Source organism: Kineococcus auxinigenes (assembly GCF_050871525.1).
Classification (GTDB): Bacteria; Actinomycetota; Actinomycetes; order Actinomycetales; family Kineococcaceae; genus Kineococcus.
Genome location: NZ_JBKBCT010000049.1, coordinates 23,228 through 29,498 on the forward strand (window position 1 = coordinate 23,228; position 6,271 = coordinate 29,498).

Annotated in this window: 11 protein-coding genes; all 11 read left to right on the forward strand. The window is 71.2% G+C overall.

The window, feature by feature from the left end:
* Positions 1 to 378, forward strand: coding sequence for a 50S ribosomal protein L18 (rplR, locus tag ACRYR9_RS13795; RefSeq protein ID WP_432496533.1), 378 nt, complete (start codon positions 1 to 3; stop codon positions 376 to 378).
* A 34-nt stretch (positions 379 to 412) separates the two neighbouring features.
* Positions 413 to 1,057 (forward strand): 30S ribosomal protein S5, encoded by a 645-nt coding sequence (rpsE, locus tag ACRYR9_RS13800; protein WP_337060293.1) that lies wholly within the window; start codon positions 413 to 415, stop codon positions 1,055 to 1,057.
* Positions 1,057 to 1,239, forward strand: a complete 183-nt coding sequence (rpmD, locus tag ACRYR9_RS13805; RefSeq protein WP_432496487.1) for a 50S ribosomal protein L30 — start codon at positions 1,057 to 1,059, stop codon at positions 1,237 to 1,239. The genes rpsE and rpmD overlap by 1 nt, the downstream gene beginning before the upstream one ends.
* A gap of 1 nt (position 1,240) precedes the next feature.
* A complete protein-coding gene (rplO, locus tag ACRYR9_RS13810) occupies positions 1,241 to 1,702 on the forward strand; it encodes a 50S ribosomal protein L15 (protein ID WP_432496484.1) in 462 nt (153 codons plus the stop codon).
* A gap of 200 nt (positions 1,703 to 1,902) precedes the next feature.
* Positions 1,903 to 3,204 carry a preprotein translocase subunit SecY gene (gene secY / locus ACRYR9_RS13815; RefSeq protein ID WP_432496482.1) on the forward strand — a complete coding sequence of 434 codons (1,302 nt, stop codon included), beginning with the start codon at positions 1,903 to 1,905 and terminating at the stop codon, positions 3,202 to 3,204.
* A complete protein-coding gene (locus tag ACRYR9_RS13820; protein WP_432496479.1) occupies positions 3,201 to 3,776 on the forward strand; it encodes an adenylate kinase in 576 nt (191 codons plus the stop codon). Before secY ends, ACRYR9_RS13820 begins: the two co-directional genes overlap by 4 nt.
* A gap of 9 nt (positions 3,777 to 3,785) precedes the next feature.
* Positions 3,786 to 4,598, forward strand: a complete 813-nt coding sequence (map, locus tag ACRYR9_RS13825) for a type I methionyl aminopeptidase (protein ID WP_432496477.1) — start codon at positions 3,786 to 3,788, stop codon at positions 4,596 to 4,598.
* Between the two features lie 172 nt (positions 4,599 to 4,770).
* Positions 4,771 to 4,992: a translation initiation factor IF-1 gene (gene infA, locus ACRYR9_RS13830; protein WP_012084955.1), complete on the forward strand. Its 222-nt coding sequence runs from the start codon at positions 4,771 to 4,773 to the stop codon at positions 4,990 to 4,992.
* Between the two features lie 76 nt (positions 4,993 to 5,068).
* Positions 5,069 to 5,182: a 50S ribosomal protein L36 gene (rpmJ, locus tag ACRYR9_RS13835; RefSeq protein ID WP_012084954.1), complete on the forward strand. Its 114-nt coding sequence runs from the start codon at positions 5,069 to 5,071 to the stop codon at positions 5,180 to 5,182.
* A 172-nt stretch (positions 5,183 to 5,354) separates the two neighbouring features.
* Entirely contained in the window at positions 5,355 to 5,735 is a 381-nt protein-coding gene (gene rpsM, locus ACRYR9_RS13840; protein WP_432496474.1) for a 30S ribosomal protein S13, read from the forward strand.
* A gap of 90 nt (positions 5,736 to 5,825) precedes the next feature.
* Positions 5,826 to 6,233, forward strand: coding sequence for a 30S ribosomal protein S11 (gene rpsK, locus ACRYR9_RS13845; protein WP_106209584.1), 408 nt, complete (start codon positions 5,826 to 5,828; stop codon positions 6,231 to 6,233).
* Positions 6,234 to 6,271: the final 38 nt, after the last annotated feature.

A 6,271-nucleotide genomic window follows, 5' to 3' on the forward strand; every position in this document is an offset into this window, starting at 1 on the left:
ATGGCTCTCTCCACCCAGCGCACCCAGAAGGGCAAGGCGGCCGGTCTCAAGCGCCGCCACACCCGCGTGCGCAAGAAGGTCGTGGGCACCGCAGCGCGCCCGCGTCTCGTCGTCACCCGGTCCTCCCGGCACGTCTTCGTCCAGGTCATCGACGACGCGGCGGGTCACACCCTCGCGTCGGCCTCGACCATGGAGGCGGACCTGCGCGCGAGCGGCGACGACAAGTCGGCCAAGGCGAAGGCCGTCGGCGTCCTCGTCGGCGAGCGGGCCAAGGCGGCCGGCATCGAGGCTGTGGTCTTCGACCGCGGCGGCAACCGCTACGCCGGGCGCGTGGCGGCCATCGCCGACGGCGCCCGCGAGGCCGGTCTCGCCCTGTGATGACCCGAACTGTCGATGAGATGAGGAACGTCTGATGCCTGGACCCCAGCGCCGAGGCGCCGGCGCCGGTGCGGCCGGCGGCGGCGACAACCGTGGCAACGACCGTCGCGACCGCCGTGACGGCGGCCGCGACCAGCGCGGACGGGGTGACGCGGGCGACCGCGGCAACTTCGTCGAGCGCGTGGTGACGATCAACCGCGTGGCCAAGGTCGTCAAGGGCGGCCGCCGCTTCAGCTTCACGGCCCTCGTGGTCGTGGGCGACGGCGACGGCACCGTCGGTGTCGGCTACGGCAAGGCCAAGGAGGTGCCCGCGGCGATCGCCAAGGGCGTCGAGGAGGCCAAGAAGAACTTCTTCCGCGTGCCCCGCATCCAGGGCACCATCCCGCACCCCATCCAGGGCGAGAAGGCGGCCGGCGTGGTCATGCTGCGCCCGGCCTCCCCGGGTACCGGCGTCATCGCCGGTGGTCCGGTGCGCGCCGTGCTGGAGTGCGCGGGCGTGCACGACGTGCTGTCGAAGTCCCTCGGCTCCGACAACGCGATCAACATCGTCCACGCGACGATCGAGGCTCTGCGCGGCCTGGAGCGTCCGGAGCAGGTCGCGGCGCGCCGCGGGCTGCCGGTGGACCACGTCGCCCCCGCCGCTCTGCTGCGCGCCCGTGCCGAGGGGGTGAGCGCCTGATGGCCCGCATCAAGGTCACCCAGGTCAAGTCCGGCATCGGTGGCAAGCAGAACCAGCGGGACACCCTGCGCAGCCTCGGGCTGCACAAGATCGGGCAGAGCGTCGTCAAGGACGACAAGCCGGAGTTCCGCGGCATGGCCAAGACGGTCGCTCACCTCGTGACCGTCGAGGAGGTTGACTGACATGGCGAACCAGCCGGGCGAGCACGTCCTGAAGCTGCACCACCTGCGCCCCGCCCCGGGCGCGAAGACCGCCAAGACCCGCGTCGGCCGCGGTGAGGCCAGCAAGGGCAAGACCGCCGGTCGCGGCACCAAGGGCACCAAGGCCCGCTACTCGGTGCCCGAGGCCTTCGAGGGCGGCCAGATGCCCCTGCACATGCGCCTGCCGAAGCTGCGCGGGTTCAAGAACCCGTTCCGCGTCGAGTACCAGGTCGTCAACCTCGACAAGCTGACCTCGCTCTACCCCGAGGGTGGCGTCGTCACGGTCGAGGACCTGGTCGCCAAGGGCGCCGTCCGCAAGGGCCAGCCCGTCAAGGTCCTCGGCACCGGTGAGGTGACCGTGGCCCTGCAGGTGAGCGCGGACAAGTTCTCCACCTCGGCCGCCGAGAAGATCGCGGCGGCCGGCGGGACGACGACCACGGTCTGAGTCCTCCAGCTCCACCAGCGCACGGCGGTAGCGGCGAGTGATCGCCTGCTACCGCCGTGTGTGCGTTGTGGGGGACTGTAGGGTGCTCGGGGGGGAGGCCTCCGCAGCGTGCTGCGCGCCCACCCCGCAGGTCCTCCGCAAGTCCGTCCTCGAAGTCCACCCGCCGCGCCCCAGGGGCAGCGGTGGCGCAGGAGGTTCACGTGCTCACCGCATTGGCCCGGGCGTTCCGCACGCCGGACCTGCGCCGCAAGTTGCTGTTCACGCTCGGCATCATCGTGCTCGTCCGCGTCGGCTCCTTCGTGCCGACCCCGGGCGTGGACTACTCCGCGGTGCAGCAGTGCATCGCGCTGGCCGAGTCCGGCAACGACCTGCTCGGCCTGGTCAACCTCTTCTCCGGCGGCGCGCTGCTGCAGCTGAGCATCTTCGCGCTCGGGATCATGCCGTACATCACGGCGAGCATCATCATCCAGCTGCTCACCGTCGTGATCCCCCGCTTCGAGGCGCTGAAGAAGGAGGGTCAGCAGGGCACGACCAAGCTGACCCAGTACACGCGCTACCTGACCATCGCGCTGGCCGTGCTGCAGTCCACGACCTACGTGACGATCGCGCGCGACCCCTCGCGGCTCTTCGGCACCGCCTGCAACGCCGAGGTGGTCCCCGACCAGAGCATCCCGGTCATCGTGCTCATGGTGATGACGATGACCGCCGGCACCGGGCTGATCATGTGGCTGGGGGAGCTGGTCACCGAGCGGGGCGTCGGCAACGGCATGTCCCTGCTCATCTTCACCCAGATCGCCGCCGGCTTCCCCACGTCGCTGTGGAGCATCCAGCGCGAGCGCGGCACCCTGACCTTCGCCGCCGTCCTGCTCATGGGCCTGGTCGTGGTCGCCGCCGTCGTCGCCGTCGAGCAGTCCCAGCGGCGCGTGCCGGTGCAGTACGCCAAGCGGATGGTCGGCCGGCGCGTGTACGGCGGCAGTTCCACGTACATCCCGCTGAAGGTCAACATGGCCGGCGTCATCCCGATCATCTTCGCCTCGTCGCTGCTGTACCTGCCGGCGCTGGTGGGGCAGTTCAGCGACCAGAGCGCGGGCTGGGTCGTGTGGATCAACGCGCACCTGGTCACCGGTGACCACCCGATCTACATGGCCGCCTACTTCCTGCTGATCGTCTTCTTCGCCTACTTCTACGTCGCGATCACGTTCAACCCGGACGAGGTCGCCGAGAACATGCGCAAGTACGGCGGGTTCATCCCCGGCGTGCGCGCCGGCCGGCCGACCGCCGAGTACCTCGACTACATCCTCACGCGCATCACCCTGCCAGGCTCGCTGTACCTGGGGCTCGTCTCGCTGCTTCCCCTGATCGCACTGGTGGCGTTCAATGCCAACGCGAACTTCCCCTTCGGGGGCACGTCGATCCTGATCATCGTCGGGGTGGGCCTCGAGACGGTGAAGCAGATCGAGTCCCAGCTCCAGCAGCGCAACTACGAAGGGTTCTTGCGATGACTCGTCTCGTCCTCCTCGGTCCGCCCGGTGCGGGCAAGGGCACCCAGGCCAAGCTCCTGTCCGAGCGGCTGGGCGTCCCGGCCATCTCGACCGGTGACATCTTCCGCGCCAACGTCGCGCAGGGCACCGAGCTCGGCGTGGCCGCCAAGGAGTACCTGGACGCGGGCAAGTACGTGCCCGACTCGGTGACGAACGAGATGGTCCGCGACCGCCTCGCCCAGCCGGACGCCGCCGAGGGCTTCATCCTGGACGGGTACCCGCGCACCGCCGACCAGGTGCGCGAGCTCGAGGACATGCTCGCGGCCGCCGGCACCAAGCTGGACCGCGTCCTGGAGATCACCGCCGACACCGACGAGCTCGTGCGCCGGCTGACCCGGCGGGCCTCGATCGAGGGGCGCAGCGACGACACCGAGGACGTCATCCGCACCCGCCAGCAGGTGTACGCCGAGCAGACCGCCCCGCTGGTGGCGCTGTACTCCGAGCGGGGCCTGCTGCGCAGCGTGGACGGCCTGGGCGAGGTGTCCGGGGTGACCGCCCGCCTGCTGGACGCACTCGCCTCCGACGCCGGCTGAGGGGCCGCCTTGTTCGGGCGCGAGCGCATCGAGCTCAAGACGCCGGAGCAGGTCGTCGCCATGCGCCGGGCGGGGCTCCTCACCCACGCGGCCCTGGAGAGCGCCCGGGCCGCCCTGCGGCCGGGCGTCACGACCCGGGAGCTGGACGCGGTCGCCGCGGAGGTCATCCGCGCCGGTGGGGGGACGTCCAACTTCCTGGGCTACCACGGCTACCCGGCGACGCTGTGCATCTCCGTGAACCACGTCGTGGTCCACGGCATCCCCGGTGACCAGGTGCTCGCCGAGGGCGACGTGGTCTCCATCGACGGCGGCGCGATCGTCGACGGCTGGCACGGCGACTCGGCCTTCACCGCGATCGTGGGCGAGCCCGCCGACCCCGCGGACGTGGAGCTCGTGGAGACCACGCGCAGGGCCCTGTGGGCCGGCATCGCCGCGCTGGACCGCCGGGGGCGCGTCGCGGACGTCGGTGCCGCGGTGGAGGACGCCGTCGACGGCCGCTTCGGCATCGTCGACGGGTACACCGGCCACGGCATCGGCACGGCCATGCACATGGCGCCGGAGGTGCTCAACCACCGGGTCCGCGAACGCGGCCCCAAGGTCCGCCCGGGCATGTGCCTGGCGGTGGAGCCGATGTGCACCCGCGGGGGCGTCGAGACCGACGTCCTCGCCGACGAGTGGACCGTGGTGACCTCCGACGGTTCCCGGGCCGCGCACTGGGAGCACACCGTGGCCGTGCTGGAGGAGGGGCTGTGGGTGCTCACCGCCCCCGACGGGGGAGCGTCCGAACTGCTCCCGCTGGGCATCCACGTGCCTCAGCCGTGAGGCGGTAGTGGTTGCGGTGCAGGGCATCCAGCCCGTCGGCCGTCGCGGATTTCCTCTGCGGCACGCCGTCGACTAAGCTTGACCGTCGGTTCGCCATGCCCTCGTCCCGAAGCCTCGGGCCCGGGCGGAGCGGGCGGACACCGAACCGACACTTGATGGAAAAGCGGAGGACATGCCGAAGAAGGACGGCGTCATCGAGATCGAAGGCACCGTGATCGAAGCCCTGCCGAACGCGATGTTCCGCGTCGAGCTGAGCAACGGTCACAAGGTGCTCGCCCACATCTCGGGGAAGATGCGGCAGCACTACATCCGCATCCTCCCGGAGGACCGGGTGGTCGTCGAGCTCAGCCCCTACGACCTGTCCCGCGGGCGCATCGTCTACCGCTACAAGTGACCCCCCCCCCACTGGCCGCCGGCCGCACTCCCGCCACGACCGTGGCCGGGGTCAGGTCTGCACGACCGGAGACACGATGAAGGTCAAGCCGAGCGTCAAGAAGATCTGCGACAAGTGCAAGGTGATCCGCCGCCACGGCCGGGTCATGATCATCTGCGAGAACCTGCGCCACAAGCAGCGCCAGGGCTGATCGCAGCACCCCCGCCGCCGGGCCACGCAGCCGGCGGCACCCATCGCAGCACCAGCTCGTCCCGGTGGTCCACCGGGACGGGCGACACCCCCGGTCGGAGGCCGGGGACCCGCCCGAGCAGGGCGGGAGCGGTGCTGCGTCAGACCTCCGCGACAGAAGAGGGACCACCCACATGGCACGCCTCGTCGGCGTCGACCTCCCCCGCGAGAAGCGGCTGGAGATCGCGCTCACGTACATCTACGGCGTCGGGCGCACCCGCGCCAAGGAGACGCTGACCGCCACCGGCGTCAGCCCGGACGTCCGCGTCCGCGACCTCTCGGACGACGACCTCGTCGCGCTGCGCGACCACATCGAGGGCAACTACCGCGTCGAGGGTGACCTCCGCCGCGAGGTGGCCGCCGACATCCGCCGCAAGGTCGAGATCGGCACCTACCAGGGTCTTCGGCACCGCCGCGGCCTGCCCGTCCGCGGGCAGCGCACCAAGACCAACGCCCGCACCCGCAAGGGCCCCAAGCGCACCGTGGCCGGCAAGAAGAAGGCCGGTCGCAAGTAAGCAGTGCGCGGCCCTCCGGGTCGCCTCGCGAGCCGTCCACCGGTTCGCCCTCGAACTCACTCGTCGCAGTCCACCAGGAGTCCGGACACCATGCCTCCCAAGAGCCGCCAGGCCACGGCGACGCGCAAGCCGCGTCGCAAGGAGAAGAAGAACGTCGCGCACGGCCACGCGCACATCAAGAGCACGTTCAACAACACGATCGTCTCGATCACCGACCCCACCGGTGCGGTGATCGCCTGGGCCTCGGCCGGCCAGGTCGGTTTCAAGGGGTCGCGCAAGTCCACCCCGTTCGCCGCGCAGATGGCGGCCGAGGCCGCCGCCCGCCGGGCCCAGGAGCACGGCATGCGCAAGGTCGACGTCTTCGTCAAGGGTCCCGGCTCCGGCCGCGAGACCGCGATCCGCTCCCTGCAGGCCACCGGCCTGGAGGTCGGCGCGATCCAGGACGTCACCCCCAGCCCGCACAACGGCTGCCGGCCCCCCAAGCGCCGGCGCGTCTGACCCGGTGACGGGCGCCGGCCGCACCCGCGGGGGCCGCC